The organism is Actinobacillus porcinus (genome assembly GCF_901764995.1).
In the GTDB taxonomy this organism is placed as follows: domain Bacteria; phylum Pseudomonadota; class Gammaproteobacteria; order Enterobacterales; family Pasteurellaceae; genus Exercitatus; species Exercitatus porcinus.
This window is the reverse complement of record NZ_CABFKI010000018.1, coordinates 18,003-34,789: the sequence shown is the minus strand read 5'-3', so window position 1 is coordinate 34,789 and position 16,787 is coordinate 18,003. Positions and strand designations below refer to the sequence as shown.

At 40.0% G+C, this 16,787-nt stretch carries 14 protein-coding genes; 5 read left to right on the top strand and 9 right to left on the bottom strand.

Annotation, left to right across the window (positions count from 1 at the left end):
* Window positions 1–116: 116 nt before the first annotated feature.
* The 5 genes from murI to gmk form a co-directional block, all read right to left on the bottom strand.
* Window positions 117–923, bottom strand: a complete 807-nt coding sequence (gene murI / locus E7T07_RS10575) for a glutamate racemase (RefSeq protein WP_135711104.1) — start codon at window positions 921–923, stop codon at window positions 117–119.
* Between the two features lie 59 nt (window positions 924–982).
* Window positions 983–3,067, bottom strand: coding sequence for an ATP-dependent DNA helicase RecG (gene recG, locus E7T07_RS10570; RefSeq protein WP_135711103.1), 2,085 nt, complete (start codon window positions 3,065–3,067; stop codon window positions 983–985).
* 3 nt (window positions 3,068–3,070) lie between these two features.
* Window positions 3,071–4,930: a RelA/SpoT family protein gene (locus E7T07_RS10565; RefSeq protein ID WP_135711102.1), complete on the bottom strand. Its 1,860-nt coding sequence runs from the start codon at window positions 4,928–4,930 to the stop codon at window positions 3,071–3,073.
* Window positions 4,931–4,999: 69 nt separating this feature from the next.
* Window positions 5,000–5,305, bottom strand: coding sequence for a DNA-directed RNA polymerase subunit omega (rpoZ, locus tag E7T07_RS10560; RefSeq protein ID WP_135711101.1), 306 nt, complete (start codon window positions 5,303–5,305; stop codon window positions 5,000–5,002).
* Between the two features lie 62 nt (window positions 5,306–5,367).
* Complete coding sequence (gene gmk / locus E7T07_RS10555) at window positions 5,368–5,994, bottom strand: guanylate kinase (protein ID WP_135711100.1); 627 nt, start codon at window positions 5,992–5,994, stop codon at window positions 5,368–5,370.
* 280 nt (window positions 5,995–6,274) lie between these two features.
* Here gmk and gap point away from each other — a divergent pair, with 280 nt between their 5' ends.
* Window positions 6,275–7,294 carry a type I glyceraldehyde-3-phosphate dehydrogenase gene (gap, locus tag E7T07_RS10550; protein ID WP_135711099.1) on the top strand — a complete coding sequence of 340 codons (1,020 nt, stop codon included), beginning with the start codon at window positions 6,275–6,277 and terminating at the stop codon, window positions 7,292–7,294.
* Between the two features lie 1,583 nt (window positions 7,295–8,877).
* Window positions 8,878–10,605 (top strand): group II intron reverse transcriptase/maturase, encoded by a 1,728-nt coding sequence (gene ltrA / locus E7T07_RS10540; protein ID WP_135711098.1) that lies wholly within the window; start codon window positions 8,878–8,880, stop codon window positions 10,603–10,605.
* Between the two features lie 172 nt (window positions 10,606–10,777).
* On the opposite strand, the gene E7T07_RS10535 is transcribed toward ltrA, so the two are convergent.
* Both E7T07_RS10535 and E7T07_RS10530 read right to left on the bottom strand, forming a co-directional pair.
* The gene (locus E7T07_RS10535; protein ID WP_135711097.1) at window positions 10,778–11,206 is read right to left on the bottom strand and encodes a Dps family protein; all 429 of its coding nucleotides are present in this window, start codon (window positions 11,204–11,206) and stop codon (window positions 10,778–10,780) included.
* A gap of 220 nt (window positions 11,207–11,426) precedes the next feature.
* Entirely contained in the window at window positions 11,427–11,870 is a 444-nt protein-coding gene (locus tag E7T07_RS10530; protein WP_135711096.1) for a nuclear transport factor 2 family protein, read from the bottom strand.
* 222 nt (window positions 11,871–12,092) lie between these two features.
* Here E7T07_RS10530 and E7T07_RS10525 point away from each other — a divergent pair, with 222 nt between their 5' ends.
* Window positions 12,093–12,962: a helix-turn-helix transcriptional regulator gene (locus tag E7T07_RS10525; RefSeq protein WP_135711095.1), complete on the top strand. Its 870-nt coding sequence runs from the start codon at window positions 12,093–12,095 to the stop codon at window positions 12,960–12,962.
* Between the two features lie 9 nt (window positions 12,963–12,971).
* Here E7T07_RS10525 and E7T07_RS10520 read toward each other — a convergent pair whose 3' ends face one another.
* Both E7T07_RS10520 and E7T07_RS10515 read right to left on the bottom strand, forming a co-directional pair.
* Window positions 12,972–13,526: a YbhB/YbcL family Raf kinase inhibitor-like protein gene (locus tag E7T07_RS10520; protein ID WP_135711094.1), complete on the bottom strand. Its 555-nt coding sequence runs from the start codon at window positions 13,524–13,526 to the stop codon at window positions 12,972–12,974.
* Window positions 13,527–13,761: 235 nt separating this feature from the next.
* Window positions 13,762–14,652 (bottom strand): LysR family transcriptional regulator, encoded by an 891-nt coding sequence (locus tag E7T07_RS10515; protein ID WP_135711093.1) that lies wholly within the window; start codon window positions 14,650–14,652, stop codon window positions 13,762–13,764.
* Window positions 14,653–14,761: 109 nt separating this feature from the next.
* On the opposite strand from E7T07_RS10515, the gene E7T07_RS10510 reads away from it, so the two are divergent.
* Window positions 14,762–15,595 (top strand): MBL fold metallo-hydrolase, encoded by an 834-nt coding sequence (locus tag E7T07_RS10510; RefSeq protein WP_135711092.1) that lies wholly within the window; start codon window positions 14,762–14,764, stop codon window positions 15,593–15,595.
* Between the two features lie 26 nt (window positions 15,596–15,621).
* Window positions 15,622–16,713, top strand: coding sequence for an ABC transporter substrate-binding protein (locus tag E7T07_RS10505; RefSeq protein WP_135711091.1), 1,092 nt, complete (start codon window positions 15,622–15,624; stop codon window positions 16,711–16,713).
* Window positions 16,714–16,787: the final 74 nt, after the last annotated feature.

The window sequence follows — 16,787 nt, the reverse complement described above, 5'->3', positions numbered from 1 at the left end:
ACAGCGCGTCGTTGTGTGGGGCGTATTATAGGGATTTCAAAATCCTTTGCAAGCACTTTTTTTCAAAAAATTTGAAATTAATTTACAACTGCCTATTTCTCAGTCAAAGTGCTACTTTATTCATCTAAATTCAGCACAATCAAACGTTCAAATCCCCAACGATGCTTCAACGCCTGCATAAATTTATTCTGTATCTCAAATTGTTTCGTACAAAAAATTAAATTTTCTACTTCATTTTTTGACCGCAGTTTCACATTTTCCAATAAAAATGCCACGCGCTTCGCAATGGCCAATCCTGGATCAATAAAATGTTGCACTTGTGGCAAACAGATTCGTATTTCATCTTTAATTAAAGGAAAATGCGTACAACCTAAAATAACCGTATCCAAATCTTCGATATTCTTCCATACCGCAAGCTCATCTCGTAGCGCAATTAAATCCACCGAATCCCCTTGAATTTTATCCTGTGCAATTTCCACTAACTTCGTTGAACCCAATTTTTCTACCTGACAACCAGACGCATATTGCTCAATCAATTTATCAACATAAGGACGTTTTACTGTCCCTTTTGTCGCCAATAAGCCAATATGCTTAGTTTCAGAAATTTGCGCTGCCGGTTTAATTGCAGGAACAGTCCCCACAATAGGAATATCGAAGGTCTCACGTAATGCGGGCAAAACTACCGTACTTGCCGTATTGCATGCAATGACAATTAAATCTAGCGGATAGGTCTCGTTAATTTTTTTGCACACAGCCACCGTGCGCTGAATAATTAAATCTTCCGTTTTTTCTGAAAAAGGAAACATTTCATTATCAAACGCATATAAGTAATGATGCTGCGGCAATAAATCGAGCACTTCACGATAAACGCTAAAGCCCCCTACCCCCGAATCAAAAAATAAAATTGTTGCTTTATCTGCCATATAATATAAATAGAAAACTCATTAAAAATTGACCGCACTTTGTAATAGCAATGTAATGACTATGCATTACTATAAATTTCTTTATTATTTAGCCAACGCTTAATTAACGCATCTGCGGCATCAGGATACTTCACTATCAATGCTTTAGCATAATGTTGAACGGTTGGAATCATGCGGCGATCTCGCATTAAATTTGCCACTTTAAATTCCGCAATCCCCGTTTGTTTTGTCCCCAACACTTCCCCCGGCCCACGGATTTCCAAATCTTTTTCCGAAATCACGAAACCATCTTGACTATCCCGCAATACCTGCAAGCGTTTTTGTGAAATTTTGCCCAACGGTGGTTTATACATTAATACACAAAATGATGCCGTACTCCCGCGCCCAACGCGCCCACGCAATTGATGTAATTGCGATAAGCCTAATCGTTCCGCATTTTCAATAATCATCAAACTTGCATTGGGCACATCCACTCCAACCTCAATGACTGTTGTCGCCACCAAAACATCCAGTTCTGCCGCTTTAAAACTTGCCATAATTTCCTGTTTTTCAGCAGGTTTCATGCGCCCATGAACCAAGCCAATGCGTAAGTGCGGTAAAGTTTTGGTTAGATCTTCCCAAATAGCTTCTGCCGCTTGAGCTTCTAATACTTCACTTTCATCAATTAATGTGCAAACCCAATAAGCTTGTCGCTTTTCATTTGTACAAGCATGATGTACTCGAGCAACAATTTCCGCGCGGCGTTCCTCAGAAACCACTACGGTCGTAATCGGCGTTCTCCCTGGAGGTAATTCGTCAATGATAGAGGTATCTAAATCCGCATAAACTGTCATTGCTAAAGTTCTTGGAATAGGCGTGGCAGTCATAATCAATTGATGAGGACAATAACCGGCTTTCTCCCCTTTTTCGCGCAACATTAGTCGTTGATGAACCCCAAAACGATGTTGTTCATCAATAATAACTAACGCCAAATCGGCAAATTCTACTTCTTCTTGAAACAAGGCATGGGTGCCTACCACCATTTGCACTGAGCCAGACTGAATTTCATCCATTGCCTTTTGTCGCGCCTTGCCCTTAACTTTCCCTGCCAGCCAGCCCACTGAAATCCCTAATGGCTCAAACCAACGGCGAAAATTTTCCGCGTGTTGCTCCGCAAGAATTTCAGTCGGTGCCATTAAAGCGACCTGTTTGCCATTATCAATAGCAGACAACGCTGCCAATGCCGCAACTAATGTTTTTCCCGAACCGACATCCCCTTGAACTAAACGCATCATAGGATATTCGCGCTTTAAATCTTGTTCAATATCTACCGTCACACGCGCTTGTGCATTGGTAGGTTGAAATGGCAACGTGGCTAAAAAACGCTGTTTTAAATCCGTTTGTGGCAATAACGGCAATGCATAATGTTGCTGCGTGCCTAAACGGACTTTTTGCATCGCCAAATTATGCGCTAATAATTCTTCAAAAATTAACCGCACTTGTGCTGGATGTTGCCCTTTTTCTAACATATCCAAAGAAACATCGGGCGAAGGACGGTGTAAAAAACGGATCGCGTCCTTTAGACTAAAAGCATGAGGATTAAATTCTTGGGGAAGAATTTCTGCGATGGGAATGTTATCCAGCAACGCCAATGCTTGATCCGTCAGTTTACGCAACGTATTTTGTTTCAGACCTTCTGTTGTGGCATAAATTGGCGTTAAATTTTCTTCTAACTGAATCGGTTGATTATCCCGAATAATTTGATATTCAGGATGATGAATTTCCGCCATAAATCGACCGCGCTTTATTTCACCAAAGGCTTTTACTCGCGTACCAATCTGGAAACTATTACGCATCCCTGCATTGAAATTAAAAAATCGTAAGGTGATTTTAGAGGTGCCATCGGATAAACTTACCGTCAAAATGGGACGCCGTCCAAATGCCACTTCACAGGTTTGCACAACACCTTCAATAGTGGAATATTGTTCAGGACGAACATTGGCAATCGGGGTAATACGCGTACGATCTTCGTAGCGCGTTGGTAAATGAAAAAGCAGATCTTGAAGATTATTAATGCCAAGGCGGCTAAGTTTTTCAGACATTGCTGCACCGACACCGGACAGGCTTGTTAACGGTACAGCATCAAGAAATTGCAAATGAGTCATAGCTTACGCATTCACGTTACGGGTCACTGAGATAACATTCGGTAAACTTTGGATTTTACGCACAATAGTTGTCAAATGTTTAGTATCTTTAGCGGTAATTAATAAAATAGCAAAACTACTTTTCTCATCATCTTCTGACCAAACAGAATGAATATTGCTATGGGCAGACGTAATGGCTACTAACAAATTGCCCAAGTCCGCTGAATTTTGGAATGATACACGCAATTCCACTTCAAAATCTTGTCCTTCGTTTTCAATTTGAAGATCAATACTTTCAGGGTGACGCACCAAACTTTGACAATTTGCATGGTGAACCACCCATTCATTGGATACAGACTCATAAGCTCGTACTTTATCTCCCGCAATAGGATGACAACAATCCGCATAATGATAAATGCGTGCCGGTACAAAAAGTGCGGTCTGTTCTTCTTGCGTTTTCAATGCTTGACGAATTTTTGATTTAGCGCGTCCTGTCACCACGGCGTTCAACCAACTTTCTCGTGGTTTGGCACTTGGTGACGTTACGATATCTACCGTTTGTCCTGATACTAATGGGCGTGTTAACGGATAATCAGCGCGATCAACAATTGCCCCGGCACAAGAATCCCCCACATCAGTATGTACAGCATAGGCAAAATCAATGGCTGTCGCCCCTTCGGGTAACTCGATAATACGACCTTTAGGCGTAAATACATAAATCTCATGGCTAAACAAGTCAGATTTCACACTTTCAATAAACTCGAAAGAATTGCCCGCACTTTGTTGCAATTCGATAATATTTTCTAACCAACGTTGTGCTTTAATTTGCGCGGTCGTATTATCTGTTTTGCCATCTTGTTTCACCATCCAATGCGCCGTTACGCCCATTTTGGCAATTTTATCCATTTCTTCTGTACGGATTTGAACAGCGACAGGAATACCTTTCGCACCAATAGTAGCCGTATGCAAAGCCTGATAACCATTGGTTTTTGGAACAGCAATATAATCTTTGATCTGCCCTGCTCTAGGCTTGTATAAATGATGGACACAGCCTAACGCACGATAACAATCATCCACATTATGCGTAACGACTCGGAAGTTATAAATATCCAAGATAGTCCGAAATTTTTGAGAATGATTTTTTATGGATTGATAAATGTAAAAAGCGGGTTTTTCTCGCCCATAAACTCGCGAAGGGATACCCGCTTTATGTAGCGATTCAGAAAGATTATCTAAAATCGGCTGAATTAATTCTTTGCCTTTCGCTCGAGCGTCTTGTATGACGCGGTTGATAACCGCATAACGCTGTGGATGCATCGCTTGGAAACAAAGATCTTCAAGTTCATTTTTAATATGCTCAATCCTTAAGCGATGGGCTAATGGACTATAAATCTCAAGAGTTTCTTGCGCAATACGGCGGCGTTTATCTGGACGCAACGCACCTAATGTCCGCATATTATGCGTACGGTCAGCAAGCTTAATCAGCACAACTCGAATATCTTTGGTCATCGCCAAAATCATTTTGCGGAAGCTTTCAGCTTGTGCTTCCTGACGTGTACGAAATTTAAGTTTGTCAAGTTTAGAAACACCTTCAACAATTTCAGCCACATGATGACCAAATTCAGCAGCTAATTGTTCTTCTGTATAAGGTGTATCTTCAATAACGTCATGCAATAATGCCGCCATTACCGCTTCATGATCAAGACGCATTTCCGCAATAATAGCGGCAACCGCAACCGGGTGGGTAATATAGGGTTCGCCACTTGAACGATATTGCCCTTCGTGGGCATCACGAGCGATAACAAATGCACGTTCAACTAATTTAATTTGTTCTTTAGGCAAATAAGCCTGAATAATTTTATCTAAAGGGGCAAAGAGTTCCATAAACAATACCTTTTTATAAAATCAATAACTAAACGTGAACGTGCAAATCGATAAGAAATATAGCTTTAATTAAGCTTCAACATCCACAAAACTAGCTTGCGTCAAACTTGGCTCTGTTAATAAAGAAACCGCTTCTGTTTCTACTTTCTCTTGAGCTAACACATCTTGACGCTCTTGCATATTCATAATGTCGTTGTTGATTAAGCCTTTTTCAATTTCGCGTAATGCAATAACCGTTGGTTTATCATTTTCTTCAGGCACCAAAGGTTCACGCTGGTTTAATTGCAATTGTCTTGCGCGGCGCGCAGCCGTTAAAATTAAATCAAAACGGTTACCAATTTTCTCAACAGCTTCTTGTACTGTTACACGAGCCATATTTTTACTCCAAAGTGATGTCTATTTCTTAAAAAGGGTTGTTTATGATACTAAAACCCAAGTTATTTTGCCAGTAGTTCCTGAATCAACGCGCGATTTTGACTATCTTGATAGCCTAAAGTTAATTTTTCTGCACGCAAAATACTTTGTAAATCCGCTAAAGCCTGCTCAAAATTATCATTTACAATGACATAATCGTATTCATTATAATGGGAAATTTCATCCATCGCCTTTGACATCCGTTCAGCAATGACATCTGAACTATCTTGCCCACGCCCAATCAAACGGCGTTCCAGCTCTGCCAAAGAAGGCGGTAAAATAAAAATGCTTTTTACGCTAGGCACTTTCTCACGAATTTGTTGTGCGCCTTGCCAATCAATATCCAAAAACACATCAATGCCTGCCGCAAGATTTTTTTCAATTGCAGGCAATGAAGTACCGTAATAATTCCCCCCAAATACTTTCGCGTATTCTAAAAAAGCCCCTTGGTCAATCAGTAGCTCAAATTCAGCCACATCAACAAAATGATAATGAACCCCATTTTCTTCACCTGGGCGCGGTTGGCGCGTAGTATGAGAAACCGACACCATCATTTTCTTCGCCATATCTTTTTCTAGCAATGCTGCAATCAATGAAGACTTACCCGCGCCACTCGGTGCAGACAAAATATATAAGTTACCTTGAGACATAGAATTTCCTTTTACACAATGGAATTAACCTTATTGCTATTATGCCAAAATTTATCAAAAAGTGCGGGGAAATTTTTCGGCGTTTTTTCGAGCGATTAAATTTTCTTTAAAAATTTGACATAGATCACATAAAGCTTATTTGTTATAGTTATTTTCATAGTCTGGATTGTTCTGAAAAGAAACCGTGCTATAATCGCAAAGTGACGACTAGGTTTACTCAAAAATAAGTAAACTGAATCGTGATAATTTTGTTTAACTTAAAAATATAGGTGAAAATCTTATGGCAATTAAAATTGGTATCAATGGTTTCGGCCGTATCGGTCGTATTGTATTCCGTGCTGCACAACAACGTGATGACATCGAAGTTGTAGGTATCAACGACTTAATCGATGTTGAATACATGGCATACATGTTAAAATACGATTCAACTCACGGTCGTTTCGATGGCTCTGTTGAAGTAAAAGATGGTAACTTAGTTGTTAACGGTAAAACAATTCGTGTAACAGCTGAACGCGATCCGGCAAACTTAAACTGGGGCGCTATCGGTGTTGATATTGCGGTTGAAGCAACCGGCTTATTCTTAACTGACGAAACTGCACGTAAACACATCACTGCAGGTGCAAAAAAAGTAGTTATGACCGGTCCATCTAAAGACGCTACTCCAATGTTCGTTCGCGGTGTTAACTTCTCTGCTTATGCAGGTCAAGATATCGTGTCTAACGCTTCATGTACAACTAACTGTTTAGCACCTTTAGCACGTGTTATCCACGAAACTTTCGGTATCAAAGATGGTTTAATGACAACAGTTCACGCAACAACTGCAACTCAAAAAACTGTAGACGGTCCATCAGCGAAAGACTGGCGTGGTGGTCGTGGTGCAGCACAAAACATCATCCCATCATCAACTGGTGCAGCTAAAGCAGTAGGTAAAGTATTACCGGCATTAAACGGTAAATTAACTGGTATGGCCTTCCGCGTTCCTACTCCAAACGTATCTGTTGTTGACTTAACTGTTAACTTAGAAAAACCAGCTTCATACGAAACAATCAAAGCAGCTATCAAAGATGCAGCTGAAGGTAAAACTTTCAACGGCGAATTAAAAGGCGTTTTAGGTTACACTGAAGATGCAGTAGTATCTACAGACTTCAACGGTTGTGCATTAACTTCTATCTTCGATGCTGACGCGGGTATCGCATTAACAGATACTTTCGTTAAATTAGTATCTTGGTACGATAACGAAACCGGTTATTCAAACAAAGTATTAGACTTAGTAGCTCACATCTATAACTACAAAGGCTAAGTGCGACAAGTGTCGTGCTTACTGGGGGTTAAATCCTTATATATCAAGGATTTAACTCAATTAAGAGAAAGCTATGTAATGTAGCTTTCTCTTGACTATTCAGATCTTCTCGGGAAGAGTTTGGGTAGCAGACTAGAAAAGGAGCGTTGCTCAAGATCTAGTTCTAAGTTGGTAAGAATATCTCCAACTTTATGCGGTAATAAGGTATGGTCTTCACTTTTATGTACTTAATATTTAGATAAATATTAAGAGGAGTAAGCAAGCAAGATCCGTTATCGAAAGATAGGACTACCGTTAGTCGCCTATTTATAGAGTGACTTGGGTCAAATCCAAAACGTCATATCGTCCATAAAGAATGATTATTCAACCCTACTATAAATAAAGTCCGAAAGATACCGTAGCAATCTGAGACGGTTCGAGTAGAAGAAAGTGGAATTTCTTCTATTTGGTTGCCACCTTTACACTTATCTTTATTTACTGTACTTCGGGATATTCTTTTATTAAGAAACACTCTCAGCAACTTGAAAGTAATAGTTGTCCGTGAATGGCTTGCGGAACAGCACGGCTACTTCTCGGTCTAAATTTACCCAAATCCCCTTTCATTGAAATAATCATTACTAACAAATGAGCTTTTATTTGTTAAAGGTTAGTTATTTCCTATTAGAGGATTAAACGTAAACAAAGTACTATTAAACATTTGTTTAATGGATAAAGTAAGTTTTAAAGCAAACCAGCAAAGGCTTATTTATTGCTGTATTAGGTAACAACTTAGTTAAGTATGAGTAAGCTGTTATTACTATTGTTACAATTTGTTTCAACGTTGATATATGCAGTTGCGAAGAAATAAATGAGTGTAACCTGTTATATGACTAACAGTAACCTAGGGATAGTGCATAACCGGCAACGGTTTTGTGCGGAGCTTCCTGACAATGTACCCCCGATAAGGTTATTAATATTGTGAGGTATTAATAAGAGACTCGAAACGACCATTGGGTTGAGGGGCTAGGTTGGATAGAAAGATAAACGTAAGTGAATAGTCGTAATTCTCGTTATGTAGAACAAGCCTACGGTCGCTATCGGCTTGAACCAAAAGGTATGCAGTGGGTTATCTCATTTTAGCCTTGGGATACGTCATCATAAACACTGTCGGGAAACAGACTATATCTTCCCTATCCGTGTAGTAATAATGGAACTTGGTAAGCCTATATTTCTGCCTGAAAAGGCAGGCAACGCGTAAGCAATGCTGTTGGAGGTGTAGGTAAAAGAAGTTAGAGAAAGCGAAGGTTGTACTGTAATGATACAAATAGGGTATGAAATATGACCTAACCCGAAAGGGTGCAGACTTCTAACCGGTCTTTCATCGCAAGATGTCTGACAAATTCCTTTAAAGTTTAGATGGGATAAAAGCGAGCGTTGGCTTGCTGATTGAAAAAAATCAAACAAAACCAACGCACGCACTCTTTATCCTTAGCGATAACTCAAGAGTGTAAGTCTATTGGTAATAATAGCAACTCTTGAGGTGTCCAAACTGAAAGAGGTACTATTAATTTACCAAGAAAACTTATCTCTCAACGGAGGTAAGTATGAAAGAGCAAACTCATCATACTAAGAAATTAGTAAGCAGTCTAGCTCCAGCGACCTCACATATATCGCAATGGCATTATATCAATTGGTATAAAGCAAACCGATATGTGAAAGGAATGCAGGTGCGGATTGCGAAGGCAACACAGGAAAGCAATTGGCGTAAGGTTAAAAAATTACAACGAATGCTTACCCACTCGTTTTATGCAAAAGCATTAGCAGTACGACGGGTGACGGAAAATACAGGCAAACGAACCGCTGGTATTGATAAACGGATTTGGGATACACCTGAATCCAAATGGATTGCTATACAAGATCTATCAAGTAAAGGGTATCAACCTAAACCATTAAGACGGGTTTTCATTCCAAAGTCAAATGGGAAGAAACGTCCATTAGGCATACCCACGATGAAAGATAGAGCAATGCAAATGTTGTATTTACTAGCATTGCAACCCATAGCAGAAACAACAGCAGACAATAATTCGTATGGATTTAGATTAAACCGTTCAACGGCAGATGCTATATCACATATACATAGTATATTTTCAACAAAAGGAAACCAATCTCGCCAAATGGCAGAATGGGTACTGGATGCAGATATACATGGTTGTTTTGATTTTATTAACCACGACTGGCTACTCAAGCATATTCCAATGAATAAGCGAATACTCAAGAAATGGTTAAAATCAGGTGTTGTTGAGTTCGGTCAACTAAAACCAACAACGGAGGGGACACCGCAAGGTGGTATTATCTCTCCAACGTTGGCAAATATGGCGTTAGATGGGTTAGAAAAAGAGCTAATCAAGCACTTTGGTGCAAAGAATAGTCTTAAAATAGCAAAACATCGGACATACCTCGTTAGGTATGCAGATGACTTTATTATTTCAGGTATATCAAAAGAATTACTGGAAGAACAAGTTATCCCTATGGTGAAAAACTTTCTTGCAGAAAGAGGACTTTCCTTATCGGAAAGTAAAACCAAGGTAGTGCATATCGAACACGGATTTGACTTTTTAGGTTGGACTGTTAAACGTTTTGATAAAAAATTGATTATTAAACCAAGTAAGAAAAACGCAAAAGCATTTTATGACAAGGTAAAACAATCAATTTCAAAAATGAAAATGGCGAAACAAGATGACCTAATAAAAGTATTAAATCCAATGATAAGAGGTTGGACAAACTATCATAAACACGTTGTGGCTAAAGTGATATTTAACCGAATGGATAGTTTAATTTGGAAAGCCTTATGGCGTTGGTGCAGACGAAGACATCCAAACAAAGGAAAAATCTGGATTAAAGAGAAATACTTTTATTCAAATGCAACTCGGAATTGGATTTTCGGCACAGTCACCAACAGTAATAAAGGAGAACAAATCCCAATAGATTTACTCTATTGTGGATATGTGAAAATTAAGCGACACAGAAAGATAAAATCACAATACAAGCCATTTTTACCTGAATGGGAAATGTATGGAGAAAACCTTGCTCAAGCCAGAATGTATGATGAACAATCACACAGGCAGCAATGGCAAGCTCTTTACAAAGAGCAGAAAGGAAAATGTGCATTGTGTAATACGTCAATAACGAAAGAAAGCGGCTGGCACGATCATCATATAATTTACAAAATGTATGGTGGAACAGATTCACTAAATAACAGATGTTTAGTACATCCCGAGTGTCACCAACAAATTCATCGCCTGAATTTGAACGTTGCGAAACCGACTGCGTAGCAGTTAATAGAAAGGCTTGAGCTGTATGCAGAGAAATTTGCTTGTACAGTTCTTAGGGGGCTAAGTTGTAGTAATACAAATTGGCTACCCGATTTCTTGTTAGCTTAAATAGCAAAAAAACCGCGCTGAAAAGTGCGGTTTTTTTTATTCATTTTATGGGCTGAGCTTACCATTAAGCAGAATAAGCATTTAACATCCACAAACGTTTTTCGAGATCCGCAACAAGATCAGAAAGCAACGCGTCTGTGCCGACATCATCGCCAACCGCTTCTAAACCTTGACGAGCAATAGCTAAAATGGTTTCTAATGATGCTTTAAGATTAGCGATCATTTTCCCTTCCGCTAAATCCACTTTTGGCAATACCACAATTTTGTTCAATGCCTGTACTTCTTCAACAGAAAGCAACGGCTCGCTGCCAATAATTAGCAAACGTTCAGCTACTTCATCTTCTTGTTCAAAGCCCCAATCATAAAGCTCTTCAAAAGCATTATGTAGATTGTAGAAGTTTTTGCCTTTTACCATCCAATGATATTTTTGCATTTCAAAAGTGAATGTTTTGATTGTGGCATGTAAAGTTTTGAGTGTGTTTACTGCTGACATAATATTTTCCTTCTTATTTGTTGAGATGAATTCCGTGTAAAATCGGAACTTGTGAACAAGTATAGGCTTTTGGCGGAATTTGTCTAACTATTCATTTAATAGCTTTAACCAATAAATAATGATAAATTAATTGATATTTAAAATCAAAAATATCATTTCCAGAAAAACAATGGGGCCCACAAACAAGTTGCAACCCCCATCGCTTATCATCAGCTAACGCTTAAAACATCCCACGCCCACTTTCCGTTTTTTCAGGCACCGCTTGGATTACGTCCCAATGTTCTACGATTTTGCCGTTTTTATCGAAACGGAAGATATCCACCACCGCCTCGCCACGATCTTCATCGTTTAATTTGCTGTGAACGTGCAACATCACTAAATCGCCGTCCGCCACGACACGTTTAATCTCTGCGCGTGATTTCGGGTTCGCTTTTAAAAACGGTGCAAAGGCATCAACAAAAGCCTGACTGCCGTCCGCCACGGTCGGGTTGTGCTGCAAGTATTCTTTACCGATATATTTATCGGTCGCCTCTTGCACTTTGTGCTGATTGAACGCCATTTCATAGAACGCCAACGCATTCGCTTTGTTTTGCTCCGGTGTCGTTTGTGCCATTGCAACGGTTGAAGAGAAAAGTGCGGTTAAAAGTAAAAGAGATTTTTTCATTGGGTTTTCCTTTTATTATTAATTCATATTTTCAGCATTATCGCTGTTGATGCATGCATTATATTGAAATAAAAAGGAGAAAAAATAGCGATTTTTGAATATCACTGTTTCAAATTTTGAAATAAAACTATTATACCGTCTTTCTATAACTTTTGTTTTCTTTGTGAAACTGATAGACTTCTTCTCAATATACTCACAAATTCCCTTTAATAACCGCACTTTATGCCAAAACGCACCTTTCTTGCTCGCTCTAGCCTTGCTAATAGTGGCACAGTTATACAACATCACAAATTACTTTATACCCGAATGGCAATTGATGAACCGACCATTTTATATATTCAGAAGGGATACAAAATCTTACGTTGGCGTGGTCAGGAATTAACTATTTATGCTGGGGAAATGGTGTTATTAAGTGCGGGGCAAACCTTTGATGTGCTGAACAACCCTGATACGGAAAACGGTTATTACCAAGCCTGTTGGATTGCTTTAGAGCAAGCAATCGTGGATGAATTTGCTGATTTATTTGGTATTGCCAACCCAGTACAGGAATTACACAAAATCCAACCCGAGATCGCATTACAAAGGCAATTTGAACAAGCCATTCTTGCATTAGGCAACGAACATTTGCCCGAATTGGTTTTAAAGTTAAAACTCTTTGAATTATTGGCGTGGTTAAAGGCTGAAAACCTGAGTTTTAGCTCATACGAAAACCAAAATTTATTACATCAAGTACGGAAAATGATAGCGGCTAATCCTGCATTTCATTGGACATTAACATATGTTGCCGAGCAGTTGCATTTAAGTGAAACCTCTTTACGCCGAGCATTGAATAAAGCAGAAACCACCTTTCGAGACGTGCTAACCGATGTCAGAATGTCTCGTGCATTAACATTATTGCAAATCACATCGTGGCAAATTGTTCATATAGCCAATGAAGTGGGCTATGGTAGCCCATCACGTTTTACGGTTCGATTTAAGCAACGTTTTGGTTTTTTGCCCTCTGATGTACGATCAACGTTTTCGCAACCCATACAAAATGAGCAACAAAAACTTATTCGTGTAGGTATAAAAAACGCCCAAGCAAAAACTTGAGCGGCAGCCTTAACGACCGTATTCCACCGTAAACTGCGCTTTACCAAGGGCATTCGCATTGGTAAAGAACCCAACTAATGCAGGTGTACTCTCTGCAGTAACATTCGGTAATGTTTCTATTTTCAAGGCGGTTAGCGTGAATTCATAACGATGTTTCTCCCCAACCGGCGGACAAGCACCACCATAGCCAGGCACGCCAAAATCAGTGCGTGTTTGTAATGCGCCTTTCGGCAACTTATCTGATTGCGCCGTAATCCCTAAAGGCAATTTAGTCACATTGGCTGGGATATTGACCACTTCCCAATGCACCCAACCTAATCCTGTTGGTGCATCTTTATCATAAACCGTCAAAACAAAACTTTTAGTGCCTTTTGGCGCATTTTTCCACTCGATTTCAGGCGATAAATTTTCACCTGAACAACCAAAGCCATAATTGGCGCTTAATAAGTGCTTTTGACTAAACGAACCATTCTCTAACCCATTGACCTTTAAAGTAAAAGTCTCGTTTGCTAAAACCGAAAAAGGTAAACAAAGTGCGGTAGTTAAAAGTAATTTTTTGAACATCACATTTCCTCATTGTTAAAAAAGTGGACGCAGTATAAGCCATCTTTTTGCATAAAAATGTGCCAAACACGCCAGTTTATATGCAGAAAAAGGAGGGGTTCTCCCCTAAAACTCCACAAGCGGTCGTTTTTGCAAAATCTTTTACAAAACCACTTTTAAAACCCAAAAAGTTTCAACTACACTTAAAACTCTTGTGAAAAACATCAAAACTTTCAATTATAAAATTAACATCCCCCTACCAACTCACTCCCCTAAATCTCTCTACCAGAAAATCCACCAATGTGCGGATAGTTAAAGGCAGTTTGTGGCGAGAGGAATATAGGGCGTAAATTTGATAGGTTGGGAGTTGCCAGTCGGTTAAAATTGGCACTAATTGCTGACTAGCTAGATGCTCGTTTAAGAGATATTTCGGCAGCATTGCGATGCCGCCGCCTGCGAGGGTAAGATTTAACAATGCGCCGGTGTCATTGGTGGTGAATTGGCTGGTGAGTTCTAGGCTGATTTCACGCTCGTTTTGGTAAAACTTCCACTCTTTGCGGTTGATATTGGCGTGCGCCAGATAGATATGCTCCGCCAAATCCTGTGGTGTTTGCGGAACGCCTTTTTGCGCCAAGTATTCAGGGCTGGCGACCAATAGCGAATGACAAGTCGCTAAAGGGCGAGCGATTAAATTTGGATCGGGCTGGTTGGTAAAGCGAATCGCCAAATCAATGCGTTCATCAATTAAATTGACCGACTGATCGCTTAATTGAAATTGAATGTTCAATTTGGGGTGGCGTTGCAAAAAATCTTTAATCGCCAGTAATAAATGGGTGCTACCAAATGATGAATTTGAGGCTATCCGCAGTGAGCCTTGCAACTCCCCTTGTTGTGCCAAGATGTCTTGTTCAATTTCAGCCGCTAAATCAACCATTTTTTGGCAATGTGTTACGGCTCGCTCTCCTGCGGAAGTCAGCGAAACTCGGCGTGTGGTACGTTGCAATAATCGTGCATTAAACCACTCTTCCACCAATGCTACTGCTCTGGTTACCATTGGACGAGATAAATCCAGCCGATCTGCTGTTGTAGTAAAACTCCCCGTTTCAACCACCGTCAGAAAAATGTTCATCGCCTCAATACGATCCATATTAAACCTCTATTATTACAATTTTTGTAACAATTATATTCATTAAACGCTATTTTTCCTATTTTTTATTTCAATATAATGCAGACATTCATCACGCAGAGGAAAAAAAATGAAACGTTACGATTTAACCCAACCTGAAGACGAATTAAAAATTTATAGCTTTAACCCACAAGAGAACGGTTTATTTTCGGTCACTTCCACCATTATTGAGGCTGAAAATGAAATGATGCTGGTCGATGCTCAATTCCAAAAATATGACGCACAGTATCTTGTTGATACCATTAAAGCCACCGGCAAACCACTGAAAACCATTTACATCAGCCACTTTGACCCTGATTTCTACTTTGGTTTAAGCATTATTGCCTCCGCGTTTCCCAATGCCAAAGTCGTTGCACGCCCAACCACCGTGGAAGGCATTAAACGCAACTTAATCGGCAAAATTGAATACTGGCAACCGATTTTAAAAGAGCGTAACAATGCGCCGAGAATGTTTATGATCCCCGATGTTTATCACGAAGATCATTTTATGGTGGGCAAACATCGCATTGATATTAAAGGCATTGCGCGCGATCCAATGCGTACTTACTTATGGTCGGAAGAAACCAAAGTATTATTTGGCGGTGCTTGGTTGTTCCAAGGTATTCACCTTTGGATTGCCAGCAACCCAACCAAAAAATCTCGTGAGCAATGGATTGATATTTTAGGCGATATGGCAGCTCTTCAACCGAAAGCCGTTGCCCCAGCGCACTTTTTAGGCGCAATTTGCCCAACAGTTATTGAATTTAACAAACAATACTTACTTCGTTTAGAAGAAGAATTAGCTCAAGCTCAAAACAGCCAAGATCTCATTCAACGAATGAAATCAGCCTACCCTGAATTACGTGGCGATACCTACCTTGAAATTGGTGCAACTGTCGTAACAGGCGAAGTGGAATGGCTTTAAGACTTAATGATAAAAAGGAAAACACAATGAAACTATTTGCAAAACTTACCCTAATTTCGACCGCTTTAATCGGCACTTCTGCCTTTGCGGTGGATGTTGAAAACCGTTCTTTAGACGAACTTTATCAAGCGGCGGTTAAAGAAGGCGGCACCTTAGTCGTGTATGCCGGCGGCGACACCGCTGAACAACAAAACGGTATTAAAGCTGCCTTTGAAAAACGTTTCCCAAAAATGAAACTGCAAACCATCGTAGATTACAGCAAAGTACACGATGCCCGCATTGATTACCAACTGGAAACCAAAAATCTGCAAGCGGACGTGGTACAACTACAAACCTTGCAAGACTACCCACGTTGGAAAGCGGAAGGTGTATTAATGGCGTATAAACCACTGGGTTGGGATAAAGTTTACCCAGCGTTTAAAGATAAAGACGGCGCTTGGACAGGTGTATTTGTGGATGCGTTTAGCAACGTTTCAAACAAAACAGCACTCGGTGATATTCCAACGCCAACCACCTTTGCCGACTACACCAACCCGAAATTAAAAGGCAAAATCATCTCAACTTATCCGAACGATGATGATGCCGTGCTGTTTGGCTATAAGTTAGCCGTGGATAAATACGGTTGGAATTGGTTACAAAATTTAATGAAAAACGAACCGCACTTTGTGCGTGGCACACAAGCACCGGCAGATGAAGTGGAGGCTGGAACTTATGCGGCGACTTTCTCAACCGATGGAATGTTAAAAGTTGATCCAACAGCGAAATCCCGATTTGTGTTACCGAGCGAAGAAGGTTTTGTGGCTTGGGCGCAACGTGCGGCGATTTTAAAAGACGCCAAACACCCGGCAGCGGCAAAACTTTATTTAAGCTGGTTATTAGATAAAGATTTCCAAGAAAATGTTTGGTATATGTGGCCTGTGCGTACAGACGTAAAACAACCTGAAGGCTATAAAGCCATTTGGGAATATCCAAACGCAAACTTAGCCCAATTTGAGCAATTTATGGAAAATCGTGCAGAAGTAGAAAAATTCCGCACCCAAATTCGTCTGTTTGTTGGCGATGTGAAAGGACAATCATCCGCCGGTGAATGGGGATTAACGCCAAATCAAATGCGATAAACATTACACGTTAATGACTTGACACAAAACAAGCGGTGAGATTTTAAGAGCAGTTTGCAAATGCAAAATCTCTC